Annotated in this window: 14 protein-coding genes; 3 read left to right on the forward strand and 11 right to left on the reverse strand. The window is 62.2% G+C overall.

The features are described 5' to 3' along the window. Positions 1-75 precede the first annotated feature (75 nt). The 8 genes from zapE to KW848_RS03360 all read right to left on the reverse strand — a co-directional run bounded on the left by zapE (position 76) and on the right by KW848_RS03360 (position 8,542). Positions 76-1,203 carry a cell division protein ZapE gene (gene zapE, locus KW848_RS03325; RefSeq protein ID WP_218535713.1) on the reverse strand — a complete coding sequence of 376 codons (1,128 nt, stop codon included), beginning with the start codon at positions 1,201-1,203 and terminating at the stop codon, positions 76-78. A 277-nt stretch (positions 1,204-1,480) separates the two neighbouring features. After that, positions 1,481-2,527: an ABC transporter substrate-binding protein gene (locus tag KW848_RS03330; protein ID WP_102616487.1), complete on the reverse strand. Its 1,047-nt coding sequence runs from the start codon at positions 2,525-2,527 to the stop codon at positions 1,481-1,483. Positions 2,528-2,545: 18 nt separating this feature from the next. After that, the gene (locus tag KW848_RS03335) at positions 2,546-3,661 is read right to left on the reverse strand and encodes an FAD-binding oxidoreductase (RefSeq protein WP_218535715.1); all 1,116 of its coding nucleotides are present in this window, start codon (positions 3,659-3,661) and stop codon (positions 2,546-2,548) included. Then, the gene (locus tag KW848_RS03340) at positions 3,658-5,013 is read right to left on the reverse strand and encodes an NAD(P)/FAD-dependent oxidoreductase (protein ID WP_218535717.1); all 1,356 of its coding nucleotides are present in this window, start codon (positions 5,011-5,013) and stop codon (positions 3,658-3,660) included. The genes KW848_RS03335 and KW848_RS03340 overlap by 4 nt, the downstream gene beginning before the upstream one ends. A gap of 538 nt (positions 5,014-5,551) precedes the next feature. Then, positions 5,552-5,842, reverse strand: a complete 291-nt coding sequence (locus KW848_RS03345; RefSeq protein ID WP_192410481.1) for a (2Fe-2S)-binding protein — start codon at positions 5,840-5,842, stop codon at positions 5,552-5,554. A gap of 7 nt (positions 5,843-5,849) precedes the next feature. Further along, entirely contained in the window at positions 5,850-6,644 is a 795-nt protein-coding gene (locus KW848_RS03350) for an ABC transporter permease (RefSeq protein WP_218535719.1), read from the reverse strand. Between the two features lie 6 nt (positions 6,645-6,650). After that, on the reverse strand, positions 6,651-7,520 hold the full coding sequence (locus KW848_RS03355; protein WP_218535721.1) for an ABC transporter permease: 870 nt from the start codon (positions 7,518-7,520) through the stop codon (positions 6,651-6,653). Further along, positions 7,517-8,542 carry an ABC transporter ATP-binding protein gene (locus KW848_RS03360; RefSeq protein ID WP_218535724.1) on the reverse strand — a complete coding sequence of 342 codons (1,026 nt, stop codon included), beginning with the start codon at positions 8,540-8,542 and terminating at the stop codon, positions 7,517-7,519. Before KW848_RS03360 ends, KW848_RS03355 begins: the two co-directional genes overlap by 4 nt. A gap of 244 nt (positions 8,543-8,786) precedes the next feature. Here KW848_RS03360 and KW848_RS03365 point away from each other — a divergent pair, with 244 nt between their 5' ends. Continuing rightward, positions 8,787-9,623 carry an IclR family transcriptional regulator gene (locus KW848_RS03365; protein WP_008148459.1) on the forward strand — a complete coding sequence of 279 codons (837 nt, stop codon included), beginning with the start codon at positions 8,787-8,789 and terminating at the stop codon, positions 9,621-9,623. A 124-nt stretch (positions 9,624-9,747) separates the two neighbouring features. Here KW848_RS03365 and KW848_RS03370 read toward each other — a convergent pair whose 3' ends face one another. Beyond that, complete coding sequence (locus KW848_RS03370) at positions 9,748-10,500, reverse strand: anti-sigma factor (RefSeq protein WP_218535726.1); 753 nt, start codon at positions 10,498-10,500, stop codon at positions 9,748-9,750. Further along, on the reverse strand, positions 10,497-11,003 hold the full coding sequence (locus tag KW848_RS03375) for an RNA polymerase sigma factor (RefSeq protein ID WP_218535728.1): 507 nt from the start codon (positions 11,001-11,003) through the stop codon (positions 10,497-10,499). Before KW848_RS03375 ends, KW848_RS03370 begins: the two co-directional genes overlap by 4 nt. A 158-nt stretch (positions 11,004-11,161) precedes the next feature. On the opposite strand from KW848_RS03375, the gene KW848_RS03380 reads away from it, so the two are divergent. Together KW848_RS03380 and KW848_RS03385 are read left to right on the forward strand one after the other, a co-directional pair. Then, positions 11,162-12,250: a catalase family peroxidase gene (locus tag KW848_RS03380; RefSeq protein ID WP_192410487.1), complete on the forward strand. Its 1,089-nt coding sequence runs from the start codon at positions 11,162-11,164 to the stop codon at positions 12,248-12,250. After that, the gene (locus tag KW848_RS03385) at positions 12,247-12,792 is read left to right on the forward strand and encodes a cytochrome b (RefSeq protein WP_111449054.1); all 546 of its coding nucleotides are present in this window, start codon (positions 12,247-12,249) and stop codon (positions 12,790-12,792) included. Before KW848_RS03380 ends, KW848_RS03385 begins: the two co-directional genes overlap by 4 nt. Positions 12,793-12,887: 95 nt before the next feature. Here KW848_RS03385 and KW848_RS03390 read toward each other — a convergent pair whose 3' ends face one another. Next, a complete protein-coding gene (locus KW848_RS03390; RefSeq protein WP_192410488.1) occupies positions 12,888-14,039 on the reverse strand; it encodes a M14-type cytosolic carboxypeptidase in 1,152 nt (383 codons plus the stop codon). Between the last annotated feature and the right edge of the window lie 14 nt (positions 14,040-14,053).

Consider the following 14,053-nt stretch of genomic DNA (forward strand, 5'->3'; position numbering starts at 1 on the left):
CGCTCCCACATTGGAATGCGATCAACTGTGGGAGCGGGCTTGCTCGCGAAGGGGGCCTGACAGACACCACAAAACTTACGGCCCCCTGACTTCGACCAACTGCCCCAACCGGCTGCGCGTGCGCGCCAGATCGATGGCATCGCCGCCCAGGCTTTCGCGCAAAGACCGCTGGCCGAGCAGAATCAGGTGCTTGTCCTGGTCGTACAGGACGTCGACCAGATTGATGAAGCGCTGCTGGGCGGCGATGGAACACTCGGCGAGGTTGGGCAGTTTATCGATGAACCAATGATCGAAACGTCGGCACAGCTCCAGGTAATCCATGACCGCTGTGGGGTGGTCGCACAGATCGCCGAAGGTGAAACCGATGGTTCGCCCTTCGCAGTGTCGGGCCTGAAGATTGCGTGTCCCGACGGGCAGTTGAATGGCCGGCGCGTCGCGTTCGGGCAGGTTCAACGACTGACGCTGCGCCACCGTGGCCGGCCAGACGTACTGGCCTTGGGTAAACAGCTGCTGGGCGTGGGTTCTCGCCTGACTGCGGTAGTCGTGGGGGCCGCCGACCTCCATGACCTGCATGCGAGCGTTGATCAGGTCGATCGCCGGTTTGAAGCGCGCGTGGTACAGCGGGTTGGGCAGCAGTCCTTCCGGTGGGTAGTTGGATGTGACCAGCAGCAGGATGCGTCGGCGGAACAATGCCTTGAACAGCCGGGTAATGAGCATCGCATCGCCGATGTCATGGACGTGAAACTCGTCGAAACACAGCACCCGGCAATCGCGCAGCTGTTCGTCGAGGGTGGTTTCCAGTGCATCGGGTTGATCGCGATGAGTGAACATTCCCTGGTGAAGGTCCGCAAAAAACCCATGAAAATGCAGGCGCTGTTTTTCCGCGATGGGAAGGGCCTGGAAAAAACCGTCGAGCAGCCAGCTCTTGCCGCGACCCACAGCACCGTGCAGATAAAGACCGGGAAGCGTTTTTGCCGAGGTGCCCGACAGCGCTGTGGCGTGTTGCGCCATGCAGTCGATGACGCGCAGTTGGCTATGGCTGAGGGTGTAACCCTGGGTGTGGGCCTTGCGGTGGAAGTAGTCGTGGATGACTCGACCGGTTGCGGTGTTACCGGCGGATGCCGTCGATGAGTTGCCGAACAAGCGGCGAAGCGCAGGCCAGCGTGGCGTGAGTCGCGAGCGGTTTGGCGGTCGAACGGCCACTGTGATTTCACCCCGTAATTTGCACGCCGGCTCCCCCGAGCTGCGGCGGCGTAGTGTAACCAAACGGGGAATTTTCATTCCAGTTCTGTCGACGAAAGCGCTGGTGGCGAGGGCGCTTTCCTGAGGTCAGTCAGTCAAGCGCGAAACCTGTGGGAGCGGGCTTGAACGCGAAGGCGGTGTGTCAGTCACCCTTTCGGTTGCCTGACCTTACGCATTCGCGGGCAAGCCCGCTCCCACAAGGTTTGCTGTGTTGCCTCGATGGTGTTGTATCCGCTGGTTACCGCTCGATACTACGATTCCAACGGGCATTCCATGCCGGGCGCTGTTCGTTGACCTGATCCCAATCGATCGCAATGGCAGTGGTCAGGTACTGCTTCATCGCCTCCACCTGGCCGCGAGTCTTGTCGGTGGTCGGGGTATTCGGGTTGGACGGGATCTGGTCGCCGTCTTCAAGCGCAGCGGCCTGCGCTTCAGGTGTCAGCAAGAAAGCAGCGAGTTTTTGCGCCAGTTCCGGCTGAGTGTTGTTGGCGATGGCACATTCGGCCACGTTGAGCACCACGGCGCCTTCCTTCGGTTGCGCATATTCCACCGGCATGCCCTTGAGTTTCAGGGCGGTGACCTGGGTCGGCGTCAGCGGGAACAGCGCGGCTTCGTCGGTCTGAAGCATTTCGGAAATCTTCGCCGAGCTCGGAATGTACTCCAGCACGTTGCGCCCGACGGTGTTCGGCCACGCCTTGAAGCCTGGCTCGACGTCGGTTTCGCTGCCGCCCTGAATCCGGTTGAACATCAAGAACCCGTGCAGGCCAAAGGTCGAGGAGGCCATCGACTGGAACACCAGTTTGTCCTTGAAGCGCGGGTCGGCCATGTCCATCCACGAGGTCGGCGCGGTCCAGCCTTTCTCCTTGAACAGACGCGTGTTGTACGCCAGCCCGGTCACGCCGAGGCTGACCGCTACGGCCTGATCCTTGATGCGGCCCTTGGCCGGAATCTGCGCCAGCGGTGCGCTGTCTTCGAGTTTGTCGCACAGCCCCATGGCGATGGCGCGGTACATGATGCCGTCGTCGAGGAACATCACGTGCATCTGCGGGTTGCCTTTGCTGGCCTGGACCTTGGCCAGAATATCGGCGGAGGTGCCGGGCACGATCACCACTTTGACGTTGTTGGCCTTCTCGAAAACCGGCAGCACCTTGTCGGCGTAGAGCCGCTCCATGGTCCCGCCGTTCATGCCCAGGTAAAGCGTCGGTTCGGCCTGGGCCTGGGTGGCGGCGAGCAGAGCGCCCAAGCAGGAGATACCGAGCAGTGCAGTGCGTTTGACGTTATTCATTAGCGCGACCTTCCTCTATCAAGCAACGGAGATGGAGTGAAACCGGGTGATGGAAAACGCATCCAGCGACGTTTTTGAGGCGCCGCTGCAGATGATTTCGGTGAGCGCCTGGCCCACCGCGGGGCCGATCTGAAACCCCGCACCGGCAAAGCCGAACGCGTGCAACAGACCGGGTTGAGTGCCACTGTGGCCGATCACCGGTTGGCGATCGGGCAGGTAACCTTCGGTGCCGCTCCAGGTACGAATCGCCTGGGCGCCTTCAAGAAACGGATAAAGCTCGACCGCCTGACGCAGGATCTCGATTACCGCGTGCTGGCCCGGCCGGGCGCGGGCACCGTCGAGGGCAAACCCCTGGCCGCCACCCAACACACAATTGCCGCGAGCGACCTGACGGGCATAGATACCGCCGCCCTCGACCCCGGTGCTGGCATTCATCACCAGCGGCAACGGCTCGGTGACCAGCATCGCCGGGTGCCCGGCGTGCATCGGCACTTTCTCACCGAACTGTTCTGCCACGGTGCCGGCCCAGGCTCCGGCGCAATTCAGCAGCCAGGGCGCCTGCAGCTCCAGACCGGTTTGAGTGCTGATACGAAAGCGTTGGCCATCGTGTTCCACCGCTGTCACCGGGCATTGTTCATGGACCTGGGCGCCATGTCGCCGCGCCGCCCGGGCAAACGCCGGGGACACCAGTCGCGGGTTGGCATGACCGTCACCGGGGCAAAACGAGGCACCGACCGCCACCTCGCCGACCCACGGAAAACGTGCGCGTAATTCACTGCGATCGAGTACCTGCAAGTCGAGGCCAAAGCCCCGGCTGCTGGCGGCATAGTCTTGCAAGGCGTGCAGATCGTTGAGGCTGCGGGCCAGCTTCAGGTGGCCGCTGCGCTGATACTCACCGTCGATGCCAATCAGCTGCGGCAGTTGTCCCCATATGTCGTGGGCCCGCTGCGACAGCGGCAGTTGCGAGAGTGGTCGCCCCTGGCGCCGCACGCCGCCGTAGTTCACGCCGCTGGAATGCGAGCCACAAAAGTCCCGCTCCAGCAGCGCCACGCGACGCCCGGCCTTGCTCAGAAACAGCGCGGCGCAGGCGCCGACAATTCCGCCGCCGATGATGACGACATCGACTTCGATCATGACTCGACCTCCAGACCAAACGGCAGGGGTTTGATGGGGGCCTGAGCCCGAAGCCTGCCGATGTCGGACACGCAGCGCTGACTTTCGCAGGCAATGATTTCCGCGGCGGCGGCGCCACACATCCGTCCCTGACAGCGGCCCATGCCGACCCGGCAATGCGCCTTGACCCGGTTGATCTCCCAATGACCCTCGCGCACAACCTGGCGGATGTCGCCAGCCCGCACTTCTTCGCAACGGCAGATCATCACGTCATTCGGGGCATCGGCGGCCCAATGCTCGGGAAAGACGAAGGCCCGTTCCAGACCTTGGCGGAAGGTATCGATCCGTCCCAGCGCCTGCTCCAATTGAGCCCCACGTTGCGGCGGGATCAGGTAACCGATGTCTTCGAGCAACGCCAGGGCCGCGCGCTCGCCGGCCATTTCCGCCGCGTCGGCGCCCATGATGCCGGCGCCGTCACCGGCCAGGTAAACCTCGGCGACACTGCTGCGACCGGCGCTGTCGCGTTGCGGCAGCCAGGCGCGGTTGAGCGGGTTCCAGGCGAATTCACAGCCGAGCAGGTCGGCGAGTTGGGTTTCACTGCGCAGACCGTGGGCGAAGGCGACGGCGTCGCACTCCAGAGGCTGATCGCCCTTGGCGTTGCGCCAGGTCAGCGATTGCACCCGCTGTTCGCCGTTGATGCCTGTGAGGCTGGCGCCCTGATGCACCGGGATGCCGTGGGCGGTCAACCAACTGCGGTAATAGATGCCTTTGGCCAAGGTGGCCGGTTGCGAGAACAGGCCGGGCAGGGCGCGGGCCTGAGCGCTGAACGGCGAGCTGTCGAGCACCGCGACCACCTTGGCGCCGGCCTTGGCGTATTGATACGCCACCAGGTACAGCAACGGCCCGCTGCCGGCGAACACCACGCGTTCACCGATGGCGCAGCCTTGAAACTTGAGGGCGATCTGCGCAGCGCCGAGGCTGTAAACCCCCGGAAGGGTCCAGCCTGGCACCGGCAGAATCCGGTCGGTGGCGCCCGTGGCGACGATCACCCGGGAGAACGCCAGCCGAGCGGCGCGGCCTTCATGCAAGGTGTCGAGCGCACCGTGCTCGGCGTTCCATACCAGCGTCTCGGGACGGTAATCGAGTTGCTCGCGCAGCGCGTCGATCGTCTGATGCAGCGCGTTGGCCTTGCCGGCTTCGAAGCCATACAGCTTGAGCGGCGAGCGCTTGAAGTTTGCCGGTTGGCGACGATAAATCTGCCCGCCACCGCGTGCGGCTTCGTCCAGCAGCACCGGGCGAACGCCGTGGGCGACCAATGTTTGCGCTGCCCGAATCCCGGCCGGACCGGCACCGATGATGACCACCGAATTCATACCCAACCCCCTGTGGGAGCGGGCTTGCTCGCGAAGGGGGCGGTACATTCAAAAAGTGTGGTGGCTGACACGACGCTTTCGCGAGCAAGCCCGCTCCCACAATTGATGCGGGGTGCCCCCGGCTTTCGTGAACGCCGCCGACCCCCTGTGGGAGCGAGCCTGCTCGCGAAGGGGGCGGCACATTCAACAGATGTGTTGGCCGACAGACCGCTATCGCGAGCAGGCTCGCTCCCACAATTGATGCGGGGTGCCCCCGGCTTTCGTGAACACCGCCGACCCCCTGTGGGAGCGGGCTTGCTCGCGAAGGGGGCGGTACATTCAAAAAGTGTGGTGGCTGACACGACGCTTTCGCGAGCAAGCCCGCTCCCACAATTGATGCGGGGTGCCCCCGGCTTTCGTGACCGTTGCCGATCCCTTGTGGGAGCGAGCCTGCTCGCGATGACGGTTGGACATTCAACATTAATGCTGGCAGACAGATTGCAATCGCGAGCAGGCTCGCTCCCACAGGGGATACGGTTTTTGCTGGTAGGAAAGGTGTTCATAGGGGCCTCCCCGGTTCGCGGCTGATCTGCTGTCCGGCTTCGAGCAACGTCGAGCAGGCGCGCACGCGTCGACCATCGCCCAGCCTTACCCAGCAGTCCTGACACGCACCCATCAGGCAGAATCCGGCACGGGGTTCGGCGCTGAAGTCGCTGCCGCGCAAGTGTTCGCTGCAGGTCAGCACCGCCGTCAGCAAGGTGTCGCCGAGCAGGCCGGTGGCCGGTGTGCCGTCGAGGGTAAAGTCCAGGGCCGGGCGGTCGCCTTCGGCCAGTCGTTTCAGCAGAGCCATGGCGCCCTCATTGTTTGCCCACCAGAACCCGATCGAGGCCGTAGACCCGGTCGAGCAAAATCATCGTCAATGCAGTCAGCGCAATCACCAGTGCCGACACCGCCGCCATCATCGGATCGATGGATTCGGTGGCGTACACGTACATCCGCACCGGCAGAGTTTGCGTGGCCGGCGAGGTGACGAAAATCGACAGCGTGACCTCATCAAAACTGTTGATGAACGCCAGCAGCCAGCCCCCGGCCACCCCCGGCAGAATCATCGGCAAGGTGATTTCCCGGAACAGCGTGAAGCGCCCGGCACCGAGCGATTGCGCGGCGTGTTCGGCGCTGCGATCCAGGCCGATGGCTGACGCCAGCACCAGTCGCAACACGTACGGTGTGATCACCAGCACGTGGGCGAAGATCAGCCAGGCGAAGCTGCCGTTGACGCCCATCAGCGCAAACAACCGCAGCAACGCCACACCCAGCACCAGGTGCGGAATGATGATCGGCGACAGGAACAGACCGTTGAGAAAGTCGCGGCCGGGGAACTCGAAGCGGGTGATCGCCAGCGCCGCCGGCACCGCAATCAGCGTCGCCAGACTGGCCGCGCAAAACGCCAGGATCAGGCTGTTGTAGAACGCATCGACAAAGTCAGCACGCTCGAACACCGCGCGGAACCAGCGCAGGGAAAATTCGGTGGTCGGCAGGCTCAAGGTGTTTTCCGGGGTAAAGGCCACAAGGCAGACCACCACCAGCGGCGCCAGCATGAACAGCACCACCAGGGTATGGAACAGCAGGGCGAAAGGACCGTTCTTGGACATGACGAGTTATCCCAATGACTTCTTGTAGCGGCCTTCGATCATCCGGTTCCACGACAGCATGATCAGCAGGTTGAGCAACAGCAGGGCCACGGCGATGGCCGCGCCCATCGGCCAGTTGAGCTCCGACAGGTACTGGTCGTAGATCAGCGTGGCGACCATTTTTATCCGGCGTCCGCCGAGCAGGCCGGGGATGGCAAACGAGCTCGCCGCCAGCCCGAACACGATCAAGGTGCCGGAGAGCACGCCCGGCATGATCTGCGGCAGCACCACTTGGCGCATCACGGTGAAGTGGCTGGCACCGAGGGACATCGCGGCCTGCTCGGCCGCCGGGTCGAGTTTTTGCAACGAGGTCCAGACCGGAATGATCATGAACGGCAGCATCACGTGGACCAGCGCGATCACTACTGCGAATGGCGTGTAGAGCAGCTTCATCGGCGAGCCGCCGAAGGCTTGCAGGGTCTGGTTGACCAGGCCGTCGGCACCCAGCAACAGGCTCCAGCCGAAGGCGCGCACCACCACCGAAATCAACAGCGGGGTGAGGATCAGAATCAGGAAAATCGAGCGCCACGGCGTGCCCATGCGGCTGAGGATGTAGGCCTCGGGCACGCCGATCACCACGCAGAGCAGGGTGGTCAGGGCGCTGATCCACATCGTGCGCAGAAAGATTTCGTAGAAGTACGGATCACCCAGCAGGCTGCTGTAGTGATCGAGGGTGTAAGCGTCGCCGTTGATCCCCGAGCTGTAGTCGAAGACGTTGAACGACAGCACCAAGGTCAGCAGCAATGGGATAACCAGCAGGCTGAGGTACAAGGCCAGGGCCGGTGCCGAAAGCCAGTAACCCTGGCGTCCGTGGCGAATGGCGACAAGCGTACTCATGCTGGCACCTCGTCAACACTCAGCACCCGCAGCAGCGTTGCGTCCCAATCGAGCCCGACCGCCGTGCCTTCGGTGAGCGGTGCCGAACCGTCGTTGCGGCGCACTACGCTGAGTTCGCCCAAGGTTGTCGAGACGCCGTACAGCCATTGGCTGCCGAGAAAGAAGCGGCTGACGATGTTGCCTTGCAGGCGGCCCTGACCCTTGTCCCGCAGATCGATTTTTTCCGGACGCAGGCTCAAGGTCAGTTCGCCGTCGCCGCGGCTGCACACTTGAACGACACCGGCGCTGTCCCGCTCGCCCGGCAACAGATTGGCCTTGCCGACGAACCCGGAAATGAACTCGGTGCGCGGGTGTTCGTAAAGGGTGTACGGCGCGTCGATCTGGGTGATGCGCCCGGCCTGCATCACCACCACCCGGTCGCTGATGGACAGCGCTTCGGACTGGTCATGGGTGACCATCAGCGTGGTGATCCCGACTTCGCGCTGGATGCGGCGGATCTCGAATTGCATCTCTTCGCGCAGGTTGGCGTCGAGGTTGGACAGCGGCTCATCGAGCAGCAGCACCGGCGGCTCGATCACCAGGGCCCGAGCCAATGCAACACGCTGACGCTGGCCGCCGGAGAGTTCTCGCGGGTAACGCTCGGCGTGCTGGTTGAGGCGCACCAGTTTCAGCACCCGGTCCACTCGCTGCTGCAACTCGCCGCTGGCCACTTTGCGCATGCGCAGGCCGAAGGCGACGTTGTCTTTCACGGTCATGTGCGGGAACAGCGCGTAACTCTGGAACACCACGCCCAAACCACGGCTGGCGGGTTTGGCGTGGGTGATGTCGCGACCGTCCAGCACAATGCGGCCGCTGCTGACTTCGACGAAGCCGGCGATCATTTGCAGGGTGGTGGTTTTACCGCAACCGGAGGGGCCGAGCAGCGAGACGAACTCGCCTTTCTCGACCGAGAGGTTGGTGGCAACGACGGCGTCGATCTCGCCGTAACGTTTGCCGAGTCCTTCAAGTTGCACAAAAACCATAACTGCGCTCCACCTGAGATTGTTATGCGTCGCCCGAAGGCGCGCTTTTTTGTATGGGCAGATACGAAAAGGTCTTGCTGGGTGCGTTGGCGCTCGACTTCTGTCGGCTGCCGCTGTTGTTCGAATCGCCCCTGTCTGGACGCAGAGTAGGACGAAGAATAGGATGGGCTCAATGACCTATTTCACTGAAGCGATGACTATTTTCAGTTTCATTCGGTGAGTAAATTAATACTCGAGAAAACCCATGACAGATTCCATTGAGCGGAATGAAAGCAAAAGTGATGTCGGTGTTGGCGCGGTCTCCAGACTGTTTGCCGTGCTGCGCAGTCTGGGTGACACCGTCGAGGGCGGGGAGCGGGTGACGCAACTGGCCCAGCGCATCGGGTTGTCGCAACCGACCACGCACCGATTGCTGCGCAGCCTGATGGATGAGGGCATGGTCGAGCAGGATGCGCGCAGCAAACGCTATCGCTTGAGCCTGGAGTTTTTTGCCCTGGCGGCCCGTGCCGGGAACACCGGAAACCTGCGCGAACTGGTGCGTCCGGCGTTGTTGCGGCTGTCGGCGTCGTTGGGGGATTCGTTGTTTTTACTGGCGCGCAGCGGTTTTGATGCGATCTGCCTGGACCGCAGTGAAGGGCCGTTTCCGATCCGCACCTTTACGGGTGACATCGGCGGGCGGGTGGCGCTGGGCGTGGGGCAGGGCAGCCTGGCGATTCTGGCGTTCCTGCCGGAAGAAGAGCGCGACACGGTGATTCACTACAACTTGCCGAGGCTCAAGGATTTCCACCTGTACGACGAGGTGTTCCTGCGCTCGGAAGTCGAGAACGTGCGCAAGCTCGGTTATGCCGGGCGCAACACCGGCGTGTTGCAGGGCATGGCCGGGGTGGCGGTGCCGATTCTGGATCGGGAGGGGCGGGCAGTGGCAGCGTTGAGTGTGGCGACCGTGAGTGATCGGCTGGGACCGGATCGCTTGCCGACGGTGGTGGAAATGCTCAAGCGCGAAGCGGCACTGATCGGACCGCGGATCAATCCGTTCGACCCGTTGCTGCGTAGGCCTTCGCAAGTGTTCGGGCAGGGCTGAAACCGCCACAAATCCCCTGTGGGAGCGGGCTTGCTCGCGAAAGCGGTGTGACAGTCGACATAAATCTTGAATGTTGAACCGCTTTCGCGAGCAAGCCCGCTCCCACAGGGGATTTGTGGTGTTGTCAGAACTGGACGGTTTGCTTGAGCATCTGCGCCGCCGGCGTATCGCTCGGGCTGACCATCGCGTAGTTATACCCGCCCCCCGACCAGTACTCGGCCTGCAACTCGCCATCACTGCGACTGCCCCTCGGCAACAGGTAGTTTTTCGGACCCGGTGGGCGGACGTAGAAACTGATTTTATGGCCGCCCTGATCCTCGTAAACCACCATCGCCGCCGGCCCTTGCTCGGTGCTCAGCAAGCGTCCGCTGACCGGTTTGAAACCGGCGGCCGAGAGGTCAGGCAAGCGATTGGCCTGAGTGAAATAGCGGTCAAGCCAACCCTGCATGTCACCGTCATCGCTGACTTTGTAGTCGGCCGGCAAAATGCCTTGCTGGGCAATCAGGCGATAGGCCTGCAGGGCATCGGTCATTGGCGGCATGGCTCTGATGAGCATCATCTCCCGGGCTTGCCAACCGCTGAATCCGCCGACGCTGACCGCGATCAGCAACACGGCGGCGCTGGCCAGGTGACGGCGAGATTGTCGTTTGAGGCGTTGGCGAATCAGTGCCGGGTCGAGGTTCGGGTTGGCCGGTTGCTGCAGGGCGCCGCTCAATGCCGCGCGCAATTGCTGGGCGTCCTGTTGCCAGGCACGCACTTGGGCAGCCACTTCAGCGTTGCTGGCCAGAAAAGTGTCCACCAGACGTCGGTCGGCATCGCTGAGTTGCTGGTCGACATAGGCGTGCAGGTCACGCTCGCTTGGGGGCAGGCTGATCATTTGAGTCTCCGCAGAGAAGGGCGGGTAATTTCGCCGTCGCTCAACTGGCGCAAGGCCTGGCGGGCACGGGACAGGCGGGACATCACGGTGCCGGTGGGGACGTCGAGAATCTCGGCGACCTCTTTATAACTCAAGCCTTCGACCGAGACCCAGAGCAGCAGGGCGCGTTGTTCGGTGGTGAGTTGATCGAAAGCTTGCAGGGTCGATTGGGCGATCACGGTGCGCTCCACCGACGGCTGTGAGTCGTCACCGCCGGTAAAGAATTCGAGCATTCGCGCATAACGCCGGGAGCGTCGGTGAGCATCGAGAAACTGTCGATACAGAATCGAAAACAACCAGGCGCGCAAATCGCCGTCGGGACGTTTATCGCCCCAACTCGACAGCGCGCGCTCAAGGCAAGATTGCACCAGGTCGTCGGCGCTGCTGGGATTGCGCGTCAACGACACGGCAAACCGGCGCAATCTGGGAATAATTTCTCGCAGTTGTTCGTCGATATCGTTCATGAAGTTCTGGCTAGTCACTACGCTGTGGACTAGGAAGACGCCCGGCATTGGAGGTTATTCCACGCCCGAAAAAATAAATACCGGGCGATGGAATAAACCGCCACGGGGTTCGTCTGCTTGATCCTTCTCACTTGTGGCCGATGGCCCTGGAGTCTTTCATGGTAGATCGCTCATCACCGCCAACCCGGCCACCCTTGAGTGCCGCGAGCCTGACATTGCGTCTGGCCGGTATCGCTGTGGTGGTTGCCGCCCTGGCCGGGGCTTTTGCCTACGTCAACGGCACCTTTGACCCACAGCGCCTGACCCCGAAAAAGCTGATCAATGTGCTGGAGACCAACAACGGCGTGCACCCCGGCTTCCGGCGTAACCACTCCAAAGGCGTGTGCGTGATCGGGCATTTCGAGAGCAGTGGCGAGGCGCGCAGCTATTCCAGCGCTCAGGTGTTCAATGTTGCGCGGACCCCGGTGGTCGGGCGTTTCGCCTTGCCGGCCGGTAATCCTTATGCGCCAGACAACAGCGTGCCGATCCGCAGCCTGGCGTTGCGCTTCACCCAGGCCAACGGCCAGCAGTGGCGCACCGGGATGAACAGCATGCCGGTGTTCCCGGTGGGTACGCCCGAAGCGTTCTATCAATTGCAGCAGGCCCAGTCGCCGGACCCGGCCACCGGCAAGCCGAACCCGGCTGCGGTGCCAGCGTTCTTCGGTTCGCATCCGGAAGCTGCACCGTTCCTGGCCTGGATCAAAACCGCCAAGCCGTCGGCCAGTTACGTGACGGAAACCTACAACAGCGTCAATGCGTTTTACCTGGTGAACGCGGCCGGGCAACGGCAAGCGGTGCGCTGGAGCATGGTGCCCGTCGCTCAGGATGCCGCGGGTGCTACGGCGCCTGAGGGTGGTGAATTCCTCGAGAAAGACCTGGTTCAACGTATTTCCGCAGGGCCGCTGCGTTGGCAGTTGAACATCACGCTGGCCAACCCTGGCGATCCGGTCAACGACGCCAGCAAGGCCTGGCCCGAGGGTCGCAAAGTGTTGAACGCCGGCACCCTCGTGCTCGAAAGCACCCAGCCGCAACTCAATGGCGAATGCCGGGACATCAACTACGACCCGCTGGTACTGCCCGCCGGCATAGAAGGTTCCGACGACCCATTGCTCGCCGCTCGTTCAGCGGGGTACGCCACTTCCTACTTGCGTCGTACCAGCGAAGTCAGCCAGTTGCCCTCTGCCAATAAACAGGAGTCTCATCAATGAGCGCTCAACCGAACCACTTCGCGCCTTTAGCGCGATTGCTGCACTGGCTGATGGCGCTGATGATCATTGCCATGCTGTTTATCGGTGCGGGCATGGCCGCTTCGGTGTCCGAGCGTCATGAGTGGCTGATTCATCTGCACAAACCTTTGGGCGTCGCAATTTTGCTGTTGGTGGTCGTGCGCCTGGCCGTGCGCTTTTCCACGCAACAGCCACCGCTGCCGGCGGATCTGCCGGGTTGGCAAGCGCTGGCGGCCAAGGCTTCGCATGTTTTGCTGTACGCCTTGATGTTGATTCTGCCGCTGCTGGGTTGGGCGATGATTTCGGCGGCGGGGGATCCCGTGATGCTCAGCAGCTCGTTGCAGTTGCCGTCGATCGTACCGGCGAATGCGCAGGTGTTTGCGTTCCTGCGCAAGGCTCACGGGTATCTGGCGTACTTGCTGTTCCTGACGGTGCTGCTGCATTTGGCGGCGGCGTTGTTTCACGGTTGGGTGCGCCGCGATGACGTGCTGGACAGCATGTTGCGGGGCAAGGATCGCGGCTAAAAGATCGCAGCCTGCGGCAGCTCCTACAAAGACTCGTGCGGTTCACACGGTCGGCGTAGGAGCTGGCGAAGCCTGCGATTTTTTGATTCTGCGCATCAGCGCAAGGTGTTGACCATTTCCGCCACGGTCGTCAGCACATCCTTGCCCAATTGCTTCGAGCGTTTGCCAGACCAGCCGGTCAGCGCATTCGGCGCATCGTTGTTGTCCTTGAAGGGCATTTCGAGGGTCAGCGACAGGCAGTCGAATTTCTGACCGACGCTGTTGCACGCCAGGGTCATGTTGGCTTTACCCGGTTCGTCACGGGTGTAGCCGTGCTTGGTCTGGAAGTCCTTGGTCAGGTGCTTCAGATGACTGCGGAAGTGCTCTTCGAGTTTTTCGATCCGTGGCGTGTAACCCGGGTTGCCTTCGCAACCGGCGGTGAACACGTAGGGGATTTCTTCATCGCCATGGATGTCGAGGAACAGATCCACGCCATACTTTTCCATCTGTTGCTGAACGAACAGCACTTCCGGGCTGATTTCCTGGCTGGCGCTCTGCCAGGCGCGGTTCAGGTCCTGGCCCATTGCGTTGGTGCGCAGGTGACCGTGGAAAGCGCCGTCCGGGTTCATGTTCGGCACCAAATACAGATCGGCGCTGGTCAGCAGTTTGTTCAATACAGGATCGTCGTGTTTTTCCAGGCGTTCGATCACGCCTTCCATGAACCATTCGGCCATGTGTTCGCCGGGGTGTTGCTGGGCGATGATCCAGACTTTGCGCTGACCTTCGGCGCCCGTGCCTTTACGCAGCAGCTGGATGTCTCGACCTTCGACACTTTTTCCGGTGGCCAGCAGTTCGGTGCCAGCCTTGGTCAGCGCTTGCTCGATCAGCCAGTCGTGACGGCCACGGCTGTAGGGTTCGAAGTAAGCAAACCAGGCGTGGGTGGCGGTGGCTTCAAGGCTGAAGCGCAGGCAATCACCTTCGAAAATGGTCGGCACCCGGAACCAGTTGACGTGGTCGTAGGACGCCACCGCCTGATAACCATCCCAGGCTTTGTTGTAGGAGGACTTGCTGGCATTGTTCAGACGAAACCAGTGTTCCTGACCGACGTGCAGACCGCTGGCCTTGAAGTGGAACCACTGAAAGTGCTGGCTGCGGGTGTCTGGCTTGATGGCCAGCAGGGCTTGCAACGGATTGCTGATGTCCAGCACTTCAATGTTGCCACTGTCGAAGTTGGCACTGATGTCGAAAGAGGATTTAGCCACGGCCATAGTCGATTCCTGAA

It is taken from the genome of Pseudomonas sp. PDM25 (assembly GCF_019219045.1).
Lineage (GTDB): Bacteria > Pseudomonadota > Gammaproteobacteria > Pseudomonadales > Pseudomonadaceae > Aquipseudomonas.

Bases quoted from the DNA above. Each gene is read 5' to 3' on its own strand.
- KW848_RS03330 (WP_102616487.1), bottom strand. From the start codon at position 2,527: ATGAATAACGTCAAACGCACTGCACTGCTCGGTATCTCCTGCTTGGGC.
- KW848_RS03335 (WP_218535715.1), bottom strand. From the start codon at position 3,661: ATGATCGAAGTCGATGTCGTCATCATCGGCGGCGGAATTGTCGGCGCC.
- KW848_RS03340 (WP_218535717.1), bottom strand. From the start codon at position 5,013: ATGAATTCGGTGGTCATCATCGGTGCCGGTCCGGCCGGGATTCGGGCA.
- KW848_RS03345 (WP_192410481.1), bottom strand. From the start codon at position 5,842: ATGGCTCTGCTGAAACGACTGGCCGAAGGCGACCGCCCGGCCCTGGAC.
- KW848_RS03350 (WP_218535719.1), bottom strand. From the start codon at position 6,644: ATGTCCAAGAACGGTCCTTTCGCCCTGCTGTTCCATACCCTGGTGGTG.
- KW848_RS03355 (WP_218535721.1), bottom strand. From the start codon at position 7,520: ATGAGTACGCTTGTCGCCATTCGCCACGGACGCCAGGGTTACTGGCTT.
- KW848_RS03360 (WP_218535724.1), bottom strand. From the start codon at position 8,542: ATGGTTTTTGTGCAACTTGAAGGACTCGGCAAACGTTACGGCGAGATC.
- KW848_RS03365 (WP_008148459.1), top strand. From the start codon at position 8,787: ATGACAGATTCCATTGAGCGGAATGAAAGCAAAAGTGATGTCGGTGTT.
- KW848_RS03370 (WP_218535726.1), bottom strand. From the start codon at position 10,500: ATGATCAGCCTGCCCCCAAGCGAGCGTGACCTGCACGCCTATGTCGAC.
- KW848_RS03375 (WP_218535728.1), bottom strand. From the start codon at position 11,003: ATGAACGATATCGACGAACAACTGCGAGAAATTATTCCCAGATTGCGC.
- KW848_RS03380 (WP_192410487.1), top strand. From the start codon at position 11,162: ATGGTAGATCGCTCATCACCGCCAACCCGGCCACCCTTGAGTGCCGCG.
- KW848_RS03385 (WP_111449054.1), top strand. From the start codon at position 12,247: ATGAGCGCTCAACCGAACCACTTCGCGCCTTTAGCGCGATTGCTGCAC.
- KW848_RS03390 (WP_192410488.1), bottom strand. From the start codon at position 14,039: ATGGCCGTGGCTAAATCCTCTTTCGACATCAGTGCCAACTTCGACAGT.